The sequence below is a fragment of the Microbacterium sp. NPDC058062 genome, from assembly GCF_042885375.1.
GTDB lineage: Bacteria > Actinomycetota > Actinomycetes > Actinomycetales > Microbacteriaceae > Microbacterium > Microbacterium trichothecenolyticum_C.
In genome coordinates this window covers 252,732-270,037 of sequence record NZ_JBHVSC010000006.1, presented here as the reverse complement: position 1 = coordinate 270,037, position 17,306 = coordinate 252,732, and the positions used below count along the sequence as shown (strand labels likewise).

At 70.8% G+C, this 17,306-nt stretch carries 17 protein-coding genes; 5 read left to right on the top strand and 12 right to left on the bottom strand.

From position 1 onward, the window contains the following. Positions 1 to 10: 10 nt before the first annotated feature. The 7 genes from ACFVSU_RS19485 to ACFVSU_RS19455 form a co-directional block, all read right to left on the bottom strand. Positions 11 to 2,761, bottom strand: a complete 2,751-nt coding sequence (locus ACFVSU_RS19485) for a DNA translocase FtsK 4TM domain-containing protein (protein ID WP_387146818.1) — start codon at positions 2,759 to 2,761, stop codon at positions 11 to 13. Between the two features lie 98 nt (positions 2,762 to 2,859). Next, positions 2,860 to 3,354 (bottom strand): GNAT family N-acetyltransferase, encoded by a 495-nt coding sequence (locus tag ACFVSU_RS19480; protein WP_387146815.1) that lies wholly within the window; start codon positions 3,352 to 3,354, stop codon positions 2,860 to 2,862. A gap of 58 nt (positions 3,355 to 3,412) precedes the next feature. After that, positions 3,413 to 5,089 (bottom strand): ribonuclease J, encoded by a 1,677-nt coding sequence (locus ACFVSU_RS19475; protein WP_387146812.1) that lies wholly within the window; start codon positions 5,087 to 5,089, stop codon positions 3,413 to 3,415. 70 nt (positions 5,090 to 5,159) lie between these two features. Continuing rightward, a complete protein-coding gene (gene dapA, locus ACFVSU_RS19470; RefSeq protein WP_310289856.1) occupies positions 5,160 to 6,137 on the bottom strand; it encodes a 4-hydroxy-tetrahydrodipicolinate synthase in 978 nt (325 codons plus the stop codon). 56 nt (positions 6,138 to 6,193) lie between these two features. Next, positions 6,194 to 6,958 (bottom strand): SDR family NAD(P)-dependent oxidoreductase, encoded by a 765-nt coding sequence (locus ACFVSU_RS19465; RefSeq protein ID WP_387146809.1) that lies wholly within the window; start codon positions 6,956 to 6,958, stop codon positions 6,194 to 6,196. Positions 6,959 to 6,980: 22 nt separating this feature from the next. Continuing rightward, entirely contained in the window at positions 6,981 to 7,505 is a 525-nt protein-coding gene (locus ACFVSU_RS19460) for a dihydrofolate reductase (RefSeq protein WP_387146806.1), read from the bottom strand. Then, positions 7,502 to 8,311, bottom strand: coding sequence for a thymidylate synthase (locus tag ACFVSU_RS19455; RefSeq protein ID WP_387146803.1), 810 nt, complete (start codon positions 8,309 to 8,311; stop codon positions 7,502 to 7,504). The genes ACFVSU_RS19460 and ACFVSU_RS19455 overlap by 4 nt, the downstream gene beginning before the upstream one ends. 149 nt (positions 8,312 to 8,460) lie before the next feature. Between ACFVSU_RS19455 and ACFVSU_RS19450 the strand changes: the two genes are divergently transcribed. The 4 genes from ACFVSU_RS19450 to ACFVSU_RS19435 all read left to right on the top strand — a co-directional run bounded on the left by ACFVSU_RS19450 (position 8,461) and on the right by ACFVSU_RS19435 (position 10,910). Beyond that, positions 8,461 to 8,898, top strand: a complete 438-nt coding sequence (locus ACFVSU_RS19450; RefSeq protein WP_387146800.1) for a TlpA family protein disulfide reductase — start codon at positions 8,461 to 8,463, stop codon at positions 8,896 to 8,898. Then, positions 8,891 to 9,433 carry a DUF4395 domain-containing protein gene (locus ACFVSU_RS19445; protein WP_387146797.1) on the top strand — a complete coding sequence of 181 codons (543 nt, stop codon included), beginning with the start codon at positions 8,891 to 8,893 and terminating at the stop codon, positions 9,431 to 9,433. The genes ACFVSU_RS19450 and ACFVSU_RS19445 overlap by 8 nt, the downstream gene beginning before the upstream one ends. Before the next feature lie 129 nt (positions 9,434 to 9,562). Next, the gene (locus ACFVSU_RS19440) at positions 9,563 to 9,988 is read left to right on the top strand and encodes an OsmC family peroxiredoxin (RefSeq protein ID WP_045297285.1); all 426 of its coding nucleotides are present in this window, start codon (positions 9,563 to 9,565) and stop codon (positions 9,986 to 9,988) included. Continuing rightward, the gene (locus ACFVSU_RS19435; RefSeq protein ID WP_387146794.1) at positions 9,981 to 10,910 is read left to right on the top strand and encodes a TIGR01777 family oxidoreductase; all 930 of its coding nucleotides are present in this window, start codon (positions 9,981 to 9,983) and stop codon (positions 10,908 to 10,910) included. The genes ACFVSU_RS19440 and ACFVSU_RS19435 overlap by 8 nt, the downstream gene beginning before the upstream one ends. A gap of 13 nt (positions 10,911 to 10,923) precedes the next feature. Here the strand turns inward: ACFVSU_RS19435 and ACFVSU_RS19430 are convergent, their stop codons facing one another. Together ACFVSU_RS19430 and ACFVSU_RS19425 are read right to left on the bottom strand one after the other, a co-directional pair. Next, the gene (locus ACFVSU_RS19430) at positions 10,924 to 11,373 is read right to left on the bottom strand and encodes a hypothetical protein (RefSeq protein WP_387146791.1); all 450 of its coding nucleotides are present in this window, start codon (positions 11,371 to 11,373) and stop codon (positions 10,924 to 10,926) included. Continuing rightward, positions 11,370 to 12,185: a 4-hydroxy-tetrahydrodipicolinate reductase gene (locus ACFVSU_RS19425; RefSeq protein ID WP_387146788.1), complete on the bottom strand. Its 816-nt coding sequence runs from the start codon at positions 12,183 to 12,185 to the stop codon at positions 11,370 to 11,372. The genes ACFVSU_RS19430 and ACFVSU_RS19425 overlap by 4 nt, the downstream gene beginning before the upstream one ends. Positions 12,186 to 12,256: 71 nt before the next feature. On the opposite strand from ACFVSU_RS19425, the gene ACFVSU_RS19420 reads away from it, so the two are divergent. Next, positions 12,257 to 12,730: a GNAT family N-acetyltransferase gene (locus ACFVSU_RS19420; RefSeq protein WP_387146785.1), complete on the top strand. Its 474-nt coding sequence runs from the start codon at positions 12,257 to 12,259 to the stop codon at positions 12,728 to 12,730. 13 nt (positions 12,731 to 12,743) lie between these two features. Here ACFVSU_RS19420 and ACFVSU_RS19415 read toward each other — a convergent pair whose 3' ends face one another. The 3 genes from ACFVSU_RS19415 to ACFVSU_RS19405 form a co-directional block, all read right to left on the bottom strand. Further along, positions 12,744 to 13,346 carry a histidine phosphatase family protein gene (locus tag ACFVSU_RS19415; RefSeq protein WP_387146782.1) on the bottom strand — a complete coding sequence of 201 codons (603 nt, stop codon included), beginning with the start codon at positions 13,344 to 13,346 and terminating at the stop codon, positions 12,744 to 12,746. A gap of 127 nt (positions 13,347 to 13,473) precedes the next feature. Next, positions 13,474 to 14,526, bottom strand: coding sequence for an aldo/keto reductase (locus ACFVSU_RS19410; protein ID WP_387146779.1), 1,053 nt, complete (start codon positions 14,524 to 14,526; stop codon positions 13,474 to 13,476). A gap of 289 nt (positions 14,527 to 14,815) precedes the next feature. Continuing rightward, on the bottom strand, positions 14,816 to 17,095 hold the full coding sequence (locus ACFVSU_RS19405; protein ID WP_387146775.1) for a polyribonucleotide nucleotidyltransferase: 2,280 nt from the start codon (positions 17,093 to 17,095) through the stop codon (positions 14,816 to 14,818). Positions 17,096 to 17,306: the final 211 nt, after the last annotated feature.

The window sequence follows — 17,306 nt, the reverse complement described above, 5'->3', positions numbered from 1 at the left end:
TGCACGGCGGTCAGTCGCGACCGGTGAGACCCCACGCGTCTTCGGAGCCGTCGTCGTCGCTCTCGACCACGGGGTAGCCGTCGTACTGCGAGGCCACGGCATCCGTTCCGTAGCGGTCGTCCGCCTCCGCCTCCGCGGCCGGCGCTGCAGGTGCGGGCGCCGCGACAGGCACGTCCTCGCCGCGCAGGCGCGCGAGCACCGAGGGCAGCTGCTCCACCGTCACCAGCACATCGCGGGCCTTGGAGCCCTCGGACGGGCCGACGATCTCGCGGGACTCCAGGAGATCCATCAGACGGCCGGCCTTCGCGAAACCGACGCGGAGCTTGCGCTGGAGCATCGACGTCGAGCCGAACTGGCTCGATACGACGAGCTCGGCCGCCGCCAGCAGCAGCTCGAGGTCGTCCCCGATGTCGGCGTCGATCTCCTTCTTCTCGGCCACCGCCGCGACGTCGGCGCGATACTCCGGCCGCGCCTGGTGCGTGACGTGCTTGACGACCTCTTCGATCTCCTTCTCGCTCACCCAGGCGCCCTGAACGCGGAGCGCCTTCGAGGCGCCCATCGGCAGGAACAGGCCGTCGCCCTGGCCGATGAGGCGGTCGGCGCCGGGCTGGTCGAGGATGACGCGGGAGTCCGTGACGCTCGTCACGGCGAACGCGAGGCGCGACGGCACGTTGGCCTTGATGAGGCCCGTGACGACGTCGACCGAGGGCCGCTGCGTCGCGAGCACGAGGTGGATGCCCGAGGCGCGCGCGAGCTGTGTGATGCGGACGATCGAGTCCTCGACGTCACGAGGCGCGACCATCATGAGGTCGGCGAGCTCGTCGACGACCACGAGCAGGTAAGGGTACGGCTTGAGCACGCGCTCGCTGCCCGGCGGCAGCGTGATCTCACCGGCCACGACCGCCTTGTTGAAGTCGTCGATGTGACGGAAGCCGAACGACGCGAGGTCGTCGTACCGCATGTCCATCTCCTTCACGACCCACTGCAGCGCCTCGGCGGCCTTCTTGGGGTTCGTGATGATGGGTGTGATCAGGTGCGGCACGCCCGCGTATGACGTCAGCTCGACGCGCTTGGGATCGATGAGCACCATGCGCACGTCGGCGGGCTTCGCCCGCATCAGCAGGCTCGTGATCATCGAGTTCACGAAGCTCGACTTGCCCGAGCCGGTGGAGCCTGCCACCAGCAGGTGAGGCATCTTTGCGAGGTTCGCGATGACGTAGCCGCCGCCGACGTCCTTGCCGACGCCGATCGTCATGGGGTGCGTCTGGCTCGTCGCGGTCTGCGAGCGCAGCACGTCGCCGAGCGTCACGATCTCGCGGTCGGTGTTGGGGATCTCGACGCCGATGGCGCTCTTGCCCGGGATCGGCGCGAGGATGCGCACCTCGTTGGAGGCGACGGCGTACGCGAAGTTGTTCGTGAGCGCGGTGATGCGCTCCACCTTCACGCCGTGACCGACCTCGATCTCGTACTGCGTCACGGTCGGACCGCGCGAGAAGCCGGTGACGCGTGCATCCACATTGAACTGCTCGAGCACGCTCGTGATCGCGCGCACCGTGTCGTCGTTGGCCTGGGAGCGCGCCACGTGGGGCGATCCTGCGGCCAGAGAGTTGACGGACGGCAGCCGGTACGGCGCGGACGGCGAGTCGACGGCGGTGGCCGAGCCGATGCCGTCGAGGCCGGGAAGCGTGCCGTCGTCCTCGATGACCTCGGCGTCGTCGCGCAGCGACGTGCGCGACGAGGTCGCTGCCTTCGCCGCCGACAGCACGGCGGGGTCGATGACCTCGGTGAGCGCGTCGGTCGCGGGTGCCGGCGGAGGGGTCACGGGCGTGGCCATCGCCTGCTCGAACCCGCCCTGCGACGTGCCGGGCGTCAGCAGCTCGGTGAGGTCCTGCGAGCCGAGCCCGCCCTCGGGGTCCTTCTCGCGACCGGTCTTGTTGCGGCGCCAGAACGGCAGGGAGGAGTCGCCGTCGTCGTCCGCGGCGGCCGGGGCCGCAGCATCCGCCGTCGCCTTCTCTTCCCGCGGCTCGGCGCCGAACATCCAGGCGTACAGCTCGCCCAGGCGGCGCCCGATGCGGTTCGGGGGCGTCTTCGTGATGATCAGGATGCTGAGCACCGCCAGCAGCGACAGCACGATGTACGCGCCGACGTCGGTGAGGACCATGGCGAGCGGCTCGCCGAGCATCCAGCCGAAGAGGCCGCCCGCCTCGCTCAGCGCGGGAAGCCCCTGGTTCGGCTGGGGGCGGCCGCCTGCGACGTGGCAGAAGCCCGCGATCGTGAGGACGAGCAGGCCGAAGCCGATGCCCACGCGGCCGTTGTCGTGCACGGACGACGGATGCCGGAACATCCAGCCCGCGAGCAGCAGCAGGAGCACCGGCATGACGAAGGCCTCGCGGCCGATCAGCATTCCGACGGTGTACGCGCTGATCGTCTTCGCGACCTCGTTGCCGATGAAGAACCACTCGTTCACGGCGCCGGCGATCGCCAGCAGCACGAGCAGGAACGGGAAGCCGTCGCGGCGCTGGTCCTTCTCGAGCGCCTCGGGACCGAAGGCGCGGAACAGACTGCCGGTGGCGTGCGCGAGACCCATCCACGCCCGCGCGATGACCGGCGGCCGGTCGGGTTCGTTCACGTAGCGCTTGGGTGCGGGTGCCGGCTTGGCGGCCGCGGGCTTGCGCGCCGACGAGGACGCGCTCGAGCGCGCGTTCGTCGACGCGCTCGAAGACGCGCGCGACCGGCTGGTCGGGCTTGAGCTCCTGGCCATCCCCCCACGGTAGGCCGACACCCCGACATTTGCCCGCAACCACGCCGCCGAGCGGCCGCAGGCCCGGCGCGTCGCGAAGGCCCGCGTCGCCGGATCCCTCAGCGCAGGCGCTTGACCATCGTGTCGCGGCCCGATCCGCTCTGCGTGACGGCGAAGCCCTCGCTGCGGTACAGCGTCGAGGCGAAGTTGCCCCGCTCGACACTCAGGCTGATCCGCGCGAACCCCTGCGCTGCCGCATGCTCGCACAGTCTCTGCAGGAGTGCGCGCCCCACCCCGTGGGCACGCCAGATCGGGCGCACGCCGATGATGAGCTCGGGCACCCCCGTGCCGACATACCCGAAGCCCGGGTCGTCACGAGGGAGCATGCGGTACCAGGCGGCGCCCACCGGCTCGCCGTTGGCGTCCTCGGCCACGAAACCCGCATCGCCCGGCCGCATCCAGCCCGCCACGTAACGCCGGTGCTCGGCGCCGCCGATCACCTCGTGGCGGGGCCGCGCGCCGCCCTGGCGCCAGTTCGCCGCTTCGACGACCATGTCGCCGAGGAAGGCGCCGTCTGCCGACACGGCGGGGCGGGTGCGGAACGAGGAGGCCACGACGCCGATCGTACGGGCCGCGTGTTACGACTCGATACTCCGCGTGATGGCGATCTCGCTACGCTTCGATCACCAGCGGCACGATCATCGGCCGGCGGCGCAGCGACTGGTTGACCCAGCGGCCGATCGTGCGGCGCACGATCTGCGACAGCGCGTGCGGGTCGCGGACGCCGGACTTGGCGGCCTCGGCGAGCGCTGCAGCGATCTTCGGCTTGACGTCCTCGAACACGGCGTCGTCCTCGGCGAAGCCGCGCGCGTGGACCTCGGGGCCGGAGATCACCTTGCCCGTCGAGGCGTCGACGACGACGATCACTGAGATGAAGCCCTCTTCGCCGAGGATCCGGCGGTCCTTGAGGTCGGCGTCCGTGATCTCCCCGACGGTCGACCCGTCGACGTAGACGAAGCCGAGGTCGAGCTGGCCGACGACGTGCGCGTCGCCGTCCTTGAGATCGATCACGGTGCCGTTCTCGGCGAGGATCGTGCGCTCGGGCTCGATGCCCGTGTCCTGCGCGAGACGCGCGTTCGCCATCAGGTGGCGGTACTCGCCGTGCACCGGCAGCACATTCTTCGGCTTCAGGATGTTGTAGCAGTAGAGCAGCTCGCCGGCCGCGGCGTGCCCCGACACGTGCACCTTCGCGTTGCCCTTGTGCACGACGTTCGCACCGAGCTTGGTGAGCCCGTCGATCACGCGGTACACCGCGTTCTCGTTGCCGGGGATGAGGCTCGACGCCAGGATCACGGTGTCGCCGGGACCGGGCTCGATCGCGTGGTCGAGGTTCGCCATGCGACTGAGCACGGCCATCGGCTCGCCCTGCGATCCGGTCGACATGTAGACGATCTTGTCGTCGGGCAGGTCGCGCGCCTTCTTGTAGTCGATGAGCACGCCTTCCGGCACGTGCAGATACCCGAGGTCTTCGGCGATCGTCATGTTGCGCAGCATGCTGCGGCCGAGGAGCGCCACGCGACGGCCGTGGGCGGCGGCCGCATCGAGCACCTGCTGCACGCGGTGGACGTGGCTCGAGAAGCTCGCCACGATCACACGCCGGGGCGCCTTTCCGATCACCTGGTCGAGCACCGGGCCGATCGACCGCTCGAGGGGCGTGAAGCCGGGCACATCGGCGTTGGTCGAGTCGACGAGGAAGAGGTCGACGCCCTCCTCCCCCAGCCGCGAGAACGCGCGGAGGTCGGTCAGCCGGCCGTCGAGCGGCAGCTGGTCCATCTTGAAGTCGCCGGTCGCGAGCACGAGACCCGCGGGCGTGCGGATCGCGACGGCGAGCGCGTCGGGGATCGAGTGGTTCACCGCGACGAACTCGAGCTCGAACGGCCCGAGGTTCTCGCTCTGCCCCTCCGCCACCGTGAGGCTGTACGGCTTGATCCGGTGTTCCTTGAGCTTCGCCTCGGTGAGCGCGAGGGTCAGCCCCGATCCGATGATCGGGATGTCGCTCTTGAGCTTGAGCAGGTACGGCACCGCCCCGATGTGGTCCTCGTGGCCGTGCGTGAGCACGACGCCGACGATGTCGTCGAGCCGCTTCTTGAGCGGCTCGAAGTCGGGGAGGATCAGGTCGACGCCGGGCTGGTGCTCCTCGGGGAACAGCACGCCGCAGTCGACGACGAGGAGCTTCCCGCCGTACTCGAACACCGTCATGTTGCGCCCAACCTCGCCGAGGCCGCCGAGCGGGACGATCCGTAGGGTTCCTGCTGCGAGCTCCGGCGGGTCGTACGGGGTGGTGGGCATTGCGAAGCCTCCTCCGGGCGCTGGGACGCCCGTCATCTGCGCGCCGTCGACCGTTCGACGGCGCTATTCGTCATCTCGTGGTGCCTGAGACCTTCGGCAGCGCGCCGCCGGCGGCGGCGTTGCGGTCGGGGCGGAAGTTCGAGAAGTCGGCGCCGGGCACATCGTTCACGAGCGCGAGCTCGTCCTCGATCTTGGCGGCCTCCCACTCCTCCGGTCCGACCAGCGGCAGCCGCACACGCGGGCTGCCGATGCGGCCGAGGCCGTGGAGGATGTACTTCGCCGACACCGTCCCGGGCACGTGGGTCATCACGGCGCGCACGAGCGGCTCGAGCTGCTGGTGCGCCGCGGTGGCCGTCTTGAGGTCCCCGGCGTTCACGGCGTCGACGATCGCACGGTAGGGCTGCGCCGCGATGTTCGCGGTGACGCCGATGAGCCCCGTGGCGCCGATCGCGAGGTGCGGCAGCACGTTGGCGTCATCGCCCGAGAAGTACATCAGGTCGGTCTGGTTGAGCACGCGGCTCACCTCGCTGAAGTCGCCCTTGGCGTCCTTGATGGCGAGGATGTTCGGGTGCTTGGCGAGGCGCAGGATCGTCTCGTACCGGATCGGCACGCCGGTGCGGCCCGGGATGTCGTACAGGATCACCGGCAGGTCGGTGGCGTCCGCGACCAGGCGGAAGTGCGTGAGGATGCCCGCCTGCGTGGGCTTGTTGTAGTACGGCGTGACGATCATGATGCCGTCGGCGCCGACCTTCTCGCTGGCCTTGTAGAGCTCGATCGCGTGCGCGGTCTCGTTCGACCCGCCGCCCGTGATGATCTTGGCGCGGCCGGCGGCGACATCCTTTCCGACCTCGACGAGGCGGATCTTCTCCGCGTCGGTGAGGGTCGACGTCTCACCCGTGGTGCCGGTCACGACGATGCCGTCGGCCCCCGCGGTGATGACGTCGTCGATGTGCTTCTCGACAGCGGGCCAGTCGACCTCGCCGTCGGCCGTCATGGGGGTGACGAGCGCGACGAGCACCTGTCCGAAGGGATTGCCCGTATGCGTCATGCACTCAGGTTATCGGGATGCCGCGCCCCGGCGCGCCCGGTGACGCCGGGCCCGGCTCAGCGGCCGCGCTCTCCGATGCGCGCGGCGACCGACGGCGGGGCGAAGCGGGCCAGGGTCACGAGCGCCTTGTACCGCAGCGACGGGATCGACACGGCCGCACCGCGTGCCGCATCACGCAGCGACTCGGCCACGACGTCGCGCGCGTCGAGCCACATCCCGTCGGGTACGCCCTCCTGGCCCGGCGGCAGCCCGAGGCGCTCGTGGAAGTTCGTGTGGGTGTACCCGGGGCAGACCGCGGTCACCGTGACACCGCGCGGACCGTAGCGGCCGTTCGCCCAGCGGCTGAAGCTCACGAGCCACCCCTTGCAGGCGCCGTACGTCGAGCGCGGGATGAAGGCGGCCACCGATGCGACGTTGATGATGCGGCCGTGCCCGCGCGCGAGCATCGCCCCCAGGGCCGCGTGGGTGAGGCGCATGGGCACCTCGACGTGCAGCTCCAGGTGGCGGACCTCGTCCTCGATGTCGTTGCGCTCGAACGCCAGGGGCAGCCCGAAGCCCGCGTTGTTCACCAGGATCTCGATCGGCCGGGCCTCGTCGGCGACGCGCGCCGCGACCCGATCGCGCTGGCGGCGCTTCAGCAGGTCGGCCGCGAGGACTTCGACCTCGACCCCGTACGTCGACCGCAGCCGGACGGCGAGCTGCTCGAGCGCCTGCCGGTCGCGTGCGACGAGCACGAGGTGCGCGCCCTTCGCCGCCAGCTGGCGCGCGTACTCCGCACCGAGTCCCGAACTCGCACCGGTGATGAGCGCCGTCTTCGCCATGCGCGCCAGCCTATTGCGGTTGTCAGCGAGGGCCGTGCTCCGCAGGTCGCACCAGCCGCAGGAAGCGGTAGCGGATGCCGGAACCCGAGGTATGCCAGCCGTCGACCGGGTCCGTCGCGGCCGTGATCCAGCCGGCGCGGTCGGGCGCCAGGGTGTCGCCCTCGACCGCGACGTCGAGCTCGGTGACCTCGAGGAGGTCGGCGAGCGCCATGGCCTCCTGGAAGATCTGCCCGCCGCCGATCACCCAGATGCGCTCGGGCGCGCCTTCGCCGGCCAGGTCCAGCGCGGCCCCGAGCGATGCGGTGCGCTCGGCGCCGGCATCCATCCACTCGTCCTGCCGGGTGATGACGATGTTGCGCCGCCCCGGCAGCGGGCGGAAGCGCGCCGGGAAGGACTCCCACGTGCGGCGGCCCATGACGACCGGTGCGCCGAGCGTCAGGGCCTTGAAGTGCGCGAGGTCTTCGGGCACGTGCCACGGCATGCCGCCGTCGGCGCCGATCACGCCGTCATGCGCCTCCGCCCAGATGAGGCCGATCGGGGCCGTCATACCGCGACCGCCCCGCGGATCGCGGGGTGGTGCTGGTAGTCCTCGAGCACGAAGTCGTCGTAGCGGTAGTCGAAGATCGACTCGGGCGTGCGCGCGATGCGCAGCGTCGGATACGGGTACGGCTCGCGGGTGAGCTGCTCGCGCACCTGCTCGACGTGGTTGTCGTAGATGTGGCAGTCGCCGCCGGTCCACACGAAGTCGCCCGGCTCGAGCCCCGCCTGCTGCGCCACCATGAGGGTCAGCAGCGCGTAGGACGCGATGTTGAAGGGGACGCCGAGGAAGAGGTCGGCACTGCGCTGGTACAGCTGGCACGACAGCTTGCCGTCGGCCACGTAGAACTGGAACATCGCATGGCACGGCGCGAGCGCCATGTCGGGGATGTCGGCGGGGTTCCACGCCGACACGATCAGCCGCCGCGAATCCGGATTCGCGCGGATCTGGTCGAGCACGAGCGCGATCTGGTCGATGTGGTCGCCCGACGGCGTCGGCCACGACCGCCACTGCACTCCGTAGACCGGGCCCAGCTCGCCGGAGGCATCCGCCCATTCGTCCCAGATGGTGACGCCGTTCTCCTGCAGCCATGCCACATTCGACTCGCCGCGGAGGAACCACAGCAGCTCGTATGCGATCGACTTGAAGTGCACACGCTTCGTGGTGATGAGCGGGAAGCCCTGTGCGAGGTCGAACCGGATCTGCCGGCCGAACGCACTGGTCGTGCCGGTGCCGGTGCGGTCGTCCTTGTGGGTGCCGTGCTCGAGCACGTCTCGCAGAAGGTCTTCGTACGGGGTCGGGATCGGCGTCGTCACGGCTGCCACGATACCCGCGCCCAGGGCATCCCGGCCGTGCCCGCACCGTGTGCTCCCCTCACAGCGCCGACCCGCCTTCTGTGACATCGATCGCGTCATATTCGCCGATTCGGCCTCCATTCAGGTGAAAGGGGTTAGCCTGATCTGCTGTGAACCTCGTCGGCGCCCTCATCGCCCTCGCCGCGCTCCTCGCGGCGACGGTGGCACTCGGTGTCTTCCTCAACTGGCGACAGTCCCACGCCCGCCGCAACGTCGAGCACGAGGTCATCGAACCTCACCGCCTCGGCGCCGATGGACTGGGCGAAGTCGCCACCCTCCTGCAGTTCAGCACCGAGCTCTGCGCCCGCTGTCCCGGTGTGCACCGCACGCTGGCGGCGATTGCGGACGACCACGAGGGCGTCCGCCACCTCGACGTCGACCTCACCTACCGCCCTGACATCGCGAAGCACTTCCACGTGCTGCAGACGCCGACCACGCTCGTGCTCGACCGCAACGGCGTCGTGCAGACCCGCTTCGGCGGCGCCCCGGGTCGTGATGTGCTCGAGCTCGAGCTCAACCGCCTGATCGCGGAGGACGCGAATGTCTGAGCGACGGGATGCTGCGACCCCACGAGGCATCGACCCCCGCGGTCCGCGCTTCGCGGCCGGCATCACCGCCGTGCTCCTGCTGATCGTCGTGTTCCTCGGGCTCACCGGCCTGTCGACGGCGCAGACGTCCGAGGGATGGGCGATCTCCGCGGCGAGCGTCGCCGAGCGGATCCTCGACCCGGCCTTCCTCCTGCTGCTCGTCACGACCCTCCTCTTCCTGTGGGGCGTGGTCTCGCCGCGCACCGCGCCGTGGGGTGCGCTCTACCGCGCGGTCGTGGCGCCGCGCCTGTCGGCTCCGACCGAGCTCGAGGACCCGCGCCCGCCGCGCTTCGCGCAGGGCGTCGGCCTCTTCGTGTCGGCTCTCGGTCTCGTGCTGCAGCTGTTCGGCGTGCCGTGGGCATTGACGATCGCCGCGGCGGCCGCCTTCATCGCCGCGTTCCTCAACGCCGTGTTCGGCCTCTGCCTCGGCTGCCAGCTGTACCTCCTGCTGCAGCGCGCCGGCATCGTCGGCCGCACCCGCCCGGCCTCTGCCTGACGCCGCGTCGGCCGTCCGCAGGCCGAGGGCGCAGCATCCGCTGTCAACCCATCGCGGTGCGGCAGCCCGACGCCATAGGCTGACGCGAGACGCCCGGCACGCGGGCGCCCCGCCAGCGAGGAGGCCCACATGACCGTCACGAGCGAAGCAACCACGGTATGGAAGGGCGGGCTGTTCGACGGCTCCGGCGAGACCACGTTCGTGTCGTCCGGCCTCGGGACCTTCCCCGTCAACTGGAAGGCGCGCAGCGAAGGCTCGACGTCCGTCACGACGCCGGAAGAGCTCATCGCGGCCGCGCACGCGTCGTGCTTCAGCATGGCGTTCTCGCTCGCCCTGGCGGAGAACGGCACTCCCCCGGAGTCGATCGACACGACCGCCTCGGTCACGTTCAAGCCGGGCACGGGCATCACCGGCAGCCACCTGAACGTCAATGCCGTCGTCCCGGGACTCGAGCCCGAGGACTTCGAGCGGCTCGCCCAGAGCGCGAAGGCCGGCTGCCCCGTCTCGCAGGCCCTGGCGGGCATCGAGATCACCATCGAGGCCACGCTTGCCTGAAGGCCCTCCGGGCGGTGACGACGGTCGGCGCATCGTCGTCGCCGGGGCGTCCGGCCTCATCGGCCGGGCGCTCGTCGAGAGCCTCCGCGCCGACGGCGCCGAGGTGACGACCCTCGTGCGCCGGCCCGCCGAGGCCGCGCACGAGGTCGAGTGGCTCACGACCGCCGAGCCGCTGGATCCTGCCGTGCTCGAGGGTGCGGACGCCGTCGTCGGGCTCAACGGCGCGAGCATCGGGCGATTCCCCTGGACGCCGTCGTACAAGAGCACCCTGCTCTGGTCGCGCATCGCGCCCACCCGCGCGCTCGCTCGCGCGGTGCGCGAGCTCGGTGCGGGGGCCCCGCATCTCGTGTCGGCCTCGGCCGTGGGCTACTACGGCTCGGTGCCGGGCGCGCGCCTCGCGGAGGACGCACCGCGCGGGGAGTCGTTCCTCGCGGATCTCTGCGGCGAGTGGGAGGCCGCGGCGTACGGCGCGGGGACGGATGCTGCGGTGTCGGTGCTGCGCACGGCGCCGGTCGTGCACGCCGACGGCGTGCTGAAGCCGCTGATGCTCCTGACGAAGCTCGGTCTCTCCGGCCCGATCGGCCGTGGGACGCAGGCGTGGCCGTGGATCTCGCTCGAGGACGAAGTGCGCGCGATCCGGCATGTGATCGACGCCCGCCTGACCGGTCCGGTGAACCTGTCCGGACCCACGCGCGCCACGGCGAACGATCTCGGGTTCGCACTCGCGGTGCGGATGAATCGCCCGTTCCTGCTGCGCGCGCCGGTGTGGGGCATGAAGCTCGCGCTCGGCGCGGACGCCACCGAGGCGATCCTCACCGCGGATGCGCATGTCGTGCCGCAGGCGCTCGAGGAGTCGGGGTTCGTGTTCTCGCACCCGACGGTGGAAGACGCGGTCGCGGCGGCCGTGCCCGCGGCATCCTGATCCCGCGACGGGTTCAGCCGGGGCGGTCCGCCTTCTCGAGCCGGATGGCGGCCCGCACCGCCTCGCGCGCGCGGCGGCGGTCGCCGGCGGCGTCGTAGGCGAGTCCGAGCCGGTACCACGCCCGCCAGTCGTCGGGGTGGGCCTCGACGTCGGCGCGATACGCGGGGAAGACGGCGTCTCCGTCCTCGCGCATCACGCGGCCGCTCGGGCGCACGGCGACCTCCTCCTGCGGCAGGGCGTCCTCGGCCTCGAGCCGCTTGCCCAGCTGCTGCGCGCGCACGCCGAACCACAGCTCCCGCCCGAGCGCCCACGCGGCGATGAGCGGCAGCACGACGAGCGCCGCGCCCATCGCGATGCCGACCGGGTCGCCGCTCACGAGCAGCAGCCACGCGCGCTGCCCGACGAGCACGATGTACAGCGCGAGCAGCGCCGCCATGACGGCGACGCCGATGCGCGCGCTCATGCCCCGGTGGTGCGGGCGACCTGGCCGGGCACACCGCCCTCGTCGACGGGGCGACCGTCGGGCTGCGCCGTGCGGCGGCCGATGCCGATGTCGATGAGGCTGTCGAGGCCGACGGTGACGCCCGAGGCATCGCGTGCGGCCGCGAGGGCCAGACGGATGCCCGGACCGTACGCCTGTGCCGGCTCCACGGTGTCGTGCACGATGGTGAGCGACTCCCCCGCGCCCGAGAGGATCGTCTCCTGGCGGGCGACGACGCCCGGACGGCGCAGCGAGTGGATCGGCACGCTCGCGACCTGCTGGCCGCGGGCGCGCTGGTCGACGTGCGGCGACTCGACCGGGCCGACGCCGTCGCGCGCGGCGGCGATGAGCTCCGCAGTGCGCACGGCGGTGCCGCTGGGCGAGTCGATCTTGGTCTCACGGTGCGCCTCGACGATCTCGATCGACGGGAAGAACGGCGCCGCGGCGGCCGCGAGCGCCGAGCCCAGCACCGAGCCGAGGGAGAAGTTGGGGATGAAGACGGCGCCGGTGCCGGCGGCTTCGACGAGGGGACGGACCAGCGCGATGCGCTCCGCCGACCATCCGGAGGTGCCGATGAGCACGTTGATGCCGCGCTCGATCGCGGCGCGGACGACGTCGATCGACACGGCGGGCGTCGACGCGTCGACCACCAGGTCGGCGCCGTCGAGCTCCGACAGCTCCGACCGGGACGACAGCACCCCGGCGACCTCGAATCCGGGTTCGGCGTCGACCACGTCGCGGATGATCGCTCCGAGCTTTCCGGTGCCGCCGACGATGGCCACGCGTGTCGTCATGCCTCCATCCTAGGCGGGGGGCCGGCGAGCAGCCGGGCCTTCCAACCGCGGCAGACGCCTACGCTGGAGGTGTGGTGACTCTACGCCCCTCCCCCGTCGACGCGCCCGACGCCCACGACCTCCTCGCCGAGTACTTCCGGATCCGCACCGAGGGATTCGCCGACCAGGGCGTCGCGTATCGGACGACCTTCCCCGATCCGGCGGCCTTCGTGCCGCCCGCCGGCGTCTTCGTCGTGCTCGACGACGACGAGGGCGCCGCACAGGGCTGCGGAGGCATCCGCCTCATCCCCGACGGGCCGCTCGGCCCGCGATACGAGCTGAAGCACCTGTACCTGCGGCCGGTCACCCGCGGGCGCGGATGGGGGCGCCTGCTCGTCGAGGACCTCGTCGAGCGCGCCCGCGGATTCGGCGCCGCCGAGCTCGTGCTCGACACGCACCACTCGCTCGAGGCCGCCGGAGCGCTCTACGCGCGCACCGGATTCGTCGCGATCGAGCCCTACAACGACAACCCGAACGCGTCCCGCTGGTACGGCAAGGTGCTCTGAGCGCGGAGACGGGTCAGACGGGGTAGACCTCGGGCAGGCCGGTCCGCAGCTCGACCGGAAGGTGCGCGAGGTCGTTGTGCGACAGGAGCGTCCACGGGCGCCCCTGCTTCTGCGCGATCACCGTCAGCCCGCAGTGCGCCTGGTTGAGCGTCATCCAGCGCCAGTCGGGCGCCTGCAGCACCTCGCGGACGAACCACGCGATCACGAAGTTGTGGGTGATCAGGAGTTCGTGCACCTCGCCGCGCTTGCGCGCCAGGAACTCGCTCGTCGCGTCCGACATCTGGGCGCGACCCGCCTCGATCTCGGCCTCGGTGATCGATCCGAAGAACGGCTCGAAGGCGGCGGGGGTCTCGTCGGTCATGCCCGTCGGCACGCAGTCGAACAGCAGCGCGGACGGTTCAGGCGTGAGCGACGGCATCCGTTCGGTGACCGCGCGAGCGGTCTGGCTGGCGCGTTCGAGCGGCGAGTGCCAGAGCGCGTCGAACGGAACCCCGGAGAGCCGGTCGGCCAGCAGCGCGGCCTGCCGGCGACCGCGAGGCGACAGCGGTCCGTCGACGAGTCCGTGCTCGGCGTCCTGATGCTCGCCGTGCCGCACGAGGTAGATGTAGTGCGTCACGCAGCTCACTCCGTCGGGGATCGCGTGCCTGGGGGAAAGGCACTTCCTCCACCCTACGACAACCCGGGGATGCGGCCCGCGAGCCTGTGAACGGGCGCGTCGCCGAGGCTCCGGACCCGCGTGGAGGCTACTCCGAGGCGCGGCCGATGTCGGACAGCTGGCCGCGGCTGAGGCGGACGCCGACGCCCTGCACGAGCTCCTCGACATGCTGCGGCGCGTACGCGTTCACGATGGGCGCGGTGACGAGCTTCTGCGAGAGCAGCCACGCGACGGCCACGGCCGCATCGGGGACGCCCAGCTCGGCGCCGACGGCGTCGAGCGCGCGCAGCGTACGACTCCCCCGGCGGTTGAGGTTGGCCGCGAGCTGCGCGCCGCGCACCGAGAGGGCGCCGCGGATCTTCGAGCGCTGCCGGCCCGCGAGGAACCCGTGCTCGAGCGCGTGCGACGGCGTCACCGCCATGCCCTGCGCCCCGGCGACGAGACGCAGATCGGCGTCGAACTCGTGGCGGCGCAGCACGTTGAAGGGGACGTCGAGCACCGTGATGCGGGGGTAGCCCGCCGACGCGAAGATGCGCGCCTCGACGAGCTGCGCGGCGCTGTAGCCGATCGCGCCCAGCGCCCGCACCTTGCCGGTCTCGACGAGCCACTCCGCCGTGGCGAGCGTGTCTTCGAGCGACGACGCACGATCGGTGGTCGCGTCGAGGTAGAGGACGTCGATGCGGTCGGTGCGCAGGCGGGTCAGTGAAGCCTCGACGGCGCGCACGAGGTTGACCGGGCCGAGACCGGGGTTGTCGGCGTGGCCGCCCACGCGGACGGCCAGGACGATGTCATCGCGGAGACCGCGGGACTGCAGCCACTGACCGATGATGTGCTCGCTGCGCCCGCTCGAGTAGCTGTCGGCGGTGTGCACGGCATTGCCGCCCAGTTCGGCGTACGTGTCGAGGATCGCGTGGCTCGACTCGAGATCGACGTTCCACCCGAACTCGGCGGCGCCGAGGATCAGCGGGAAGATGTGCGAGCCGCTCTCGCCGAGCGCGACGCGCACGTTGCTGCCGATCGAAGGGCCCTGCACGGGGATCGGAGCCGAGGGATGCGGGCCGCGCACGACGGCGCCCGGCTGCGCGGACGCGACATCCGGACTCGACGACGGGAGCGTCGAGTCAACGCCGAAGTAAGCCATGTGCCACCCCCTCACGAGATCCCCTACGGGAGTCGTGATCACTATGCGCGCCCCCCGGCGCTTACACACAGGGTAGGCCAGTCCGGACAGGGAGCCGTTCACTGAGGCGAACTATGGATAAACATTACATAACGCTTTGGTCACGAAGCGCTGATCCCTAGGGGATACGTCCCCTGTTCGGTGGACAGGGTGCGTGAAGCACCTACCGGACGACCTACGACGGATGCCCGCCCCCTCGGGGACGGGCATCCGTCGTTCATCGACCGGTTCCACCGGACGGCGAGGTGTGTCAACCTTCGGCGGGAGCCTCCGGGCCCTCGCTGGCCGCGGCGCGACCCTCCTGGTCAGCAGGCTCCTCGAGCACCGGCTCGAGCGAGAGCTTGCCGCGGTCGTCGATCTTGGTGATCTTGACGAGCAGCTTCTGACCGACCGAGAGCACGTCCTCGACGTTCTCCACGCGCTTGCCGCCGGCGAGCTTGCGGACCTCGCTGACGTGCAGCAGGCCGTCCTTGCCGGGCAGGAGCGAGATGAACGCGCCGAACGTCGCGATCTTGACGACGGTTCCGAGGAACTGCTCGCCGACCTCCGGGTTGGTGGGGTTGGCGATCGCGTTGACCTGGGCACGGGCGGCCTCGGCCGAGGGGCCGTCGGTCGCGCCGATGTAGACGGTGCCGTCCTCCTCGATGGAGATCTGCGCGCCGGTCTCGTCCTGGATCGCGTTGATCGTCTTGCCCTTCGGGCCGATCAGCTCGCCGATCTTGTCGACCGGGATCTGCACGCTGATGACGCGCGGGGCGGTCGGAGCCATCTCGTCCGGGCCGTCGATCGCGGCGTTGAGCACGCCCAGGATCGTGAGGCGCGCGTCCTTGGCCTGCGTGAGCGCGGCGGCGAGCACCGACGACGGGATGCCGTCGAGCTTCGTGTCGAGCTGGATCGCGGTGACGAACTCGCTCGTGCCGGCCACCTTGAAGTCCATGTCACCGAGGGCGTCCTCGGCGCCGAGGATGTCGGTCAGCGCGGCGTAGCGCGTCTGGCCGTCGACCTCGTCCGACACGAGACCCATCGCGATGCCGGCGACGGGGGCGCGCAGCGGCACACCCGCGTTCAGCAGCGACAGGGTCGAGGCGCACACCGATCCCATGGACGTCGAGCCGTTGGAGCCGAGAGCCTCGGACACCTGGCGGATCGCGTACGGGAACTCCTCGCGGCTGGGCAGCACCGGCACGAGCGCGCGCTCGGCCAGGAAGCCGTGCCCGATCTCGCGACGCTTCGGGCTGCCGACACGGCCGGTCTCACCGGTCGAGTAGGGCGGGAAGTTGTAGTGGTGCATGTAGCGCTTGCTCGTCACCGGCGACAGCGAGTCGATCTGCTGCTCCATCTTGAGCATGTTCAGCGTGGTGACGCCCAGGATCTGGGTCTCGCCGCGCTGGAAGATCGCCGAGCCGTGGACGCGCGGGATGACCTGCACCTCGGCGTCGAGCGGACGGATGTCGGCCAAGCCACGGCCGTCCATGCGGACGCCCTCGGCGAGGATGCGACCGCGGACGATCTTCTTGGTGACCGACTTGTAGGCGGCGGAGAACTCGGTCGTCGCGACGGCCGGGAGCTCGCCCGCCTCGACGGCGGCGAGCAGCTCCGCCTTGACGGCGTCCTTCAGCTCGTCGTCGGCGTTCTGGCGGTCCTGCTTGTCGGCGATCTGGTAGATCGGGACGAGCTTGTCGTACGCGCGGTGCGCGACGAAGTCGTACGTCTCCTGGCTGTACGGCAGGAAGACGGGGAACTCCTTGATCTCCTTCGCCGCGGTGTTGGCGACGACGTTCTGCGCCGCGACGAGCTCCTTGATGAAGGGCTTCGAGGCCTCGAGGCCCTGCGCGACGATCTCCTCGTTCGGCTTGGTGGCACCGGCCTTGATGAGGTTCCAGCTGTGCTCGGTGGCCTCGGCCTCGACCATCATGATCGCGACGTCGCCGTCGGGCAGGACGCGACCGGCGACGATGAGGTCGAACACGGCCTCCTCGAGCTGGGTGACCGTCGGGAACGCGATCCACTGGTCGGCGTGCTCGCCGTGACCCGGGATGAGCGCGAGGCGCACACCGGCGATCGGGCCCGAGAACGGCAGACCCGAGATCTGGGTCGACAGCGAGGCCGCGTTGATCGCGAGCGCGTCGTAGAACTCGCCCGGCGCGATCGAGAGCACCGTGACGACGATCTGCACCTCGTTGCGGAGACCGTCGACGAAGGACGGGCGCAGCGGGCGGTCGATGAGACGGCAGACGAGGATCGCCTCGGTCGAGGGGCGGCCCTCGCGACGGAAGAACGATCCGGGGATCTTGCCCGCGGCGTACGAGCGCTCTTCGACGTCGACGGTCAGCGGGAAGAAGTCGAAGCCCTCACGAGGCGACTTGCCGGCGCTGGTCGCCGACAGGAGCATCGTCTCCTCGTCGAGGTACGCGGCGACGGCACCCTGTGCCTGCTGCGCGAGTCGCCCGGTCTCGAACCGGACGGTACGGGTGCCGAAGCGGCCGTTGTCGAGAACGGCTTCAGCGGCGGTGATTTCAGGACCTTCCAAGAGGTCTCTCCTTCTTTGTTTAGGCTCGCACGCGCGTTTCGCGCACGAGCTTGTGCGAAGGAGCAGGAACAGGCAGATCTCGGCGCGCGGGAGTGCCGCGGGGTTCGCCAGCGCTGGTCACCAGTAGAAGATCACCCGACGTCGTCCGGCGGGGAATCCACCACAGGGGACCAGCTTCCTGCCGGCCTGCTCCGTGTAGCTCACATGTGGA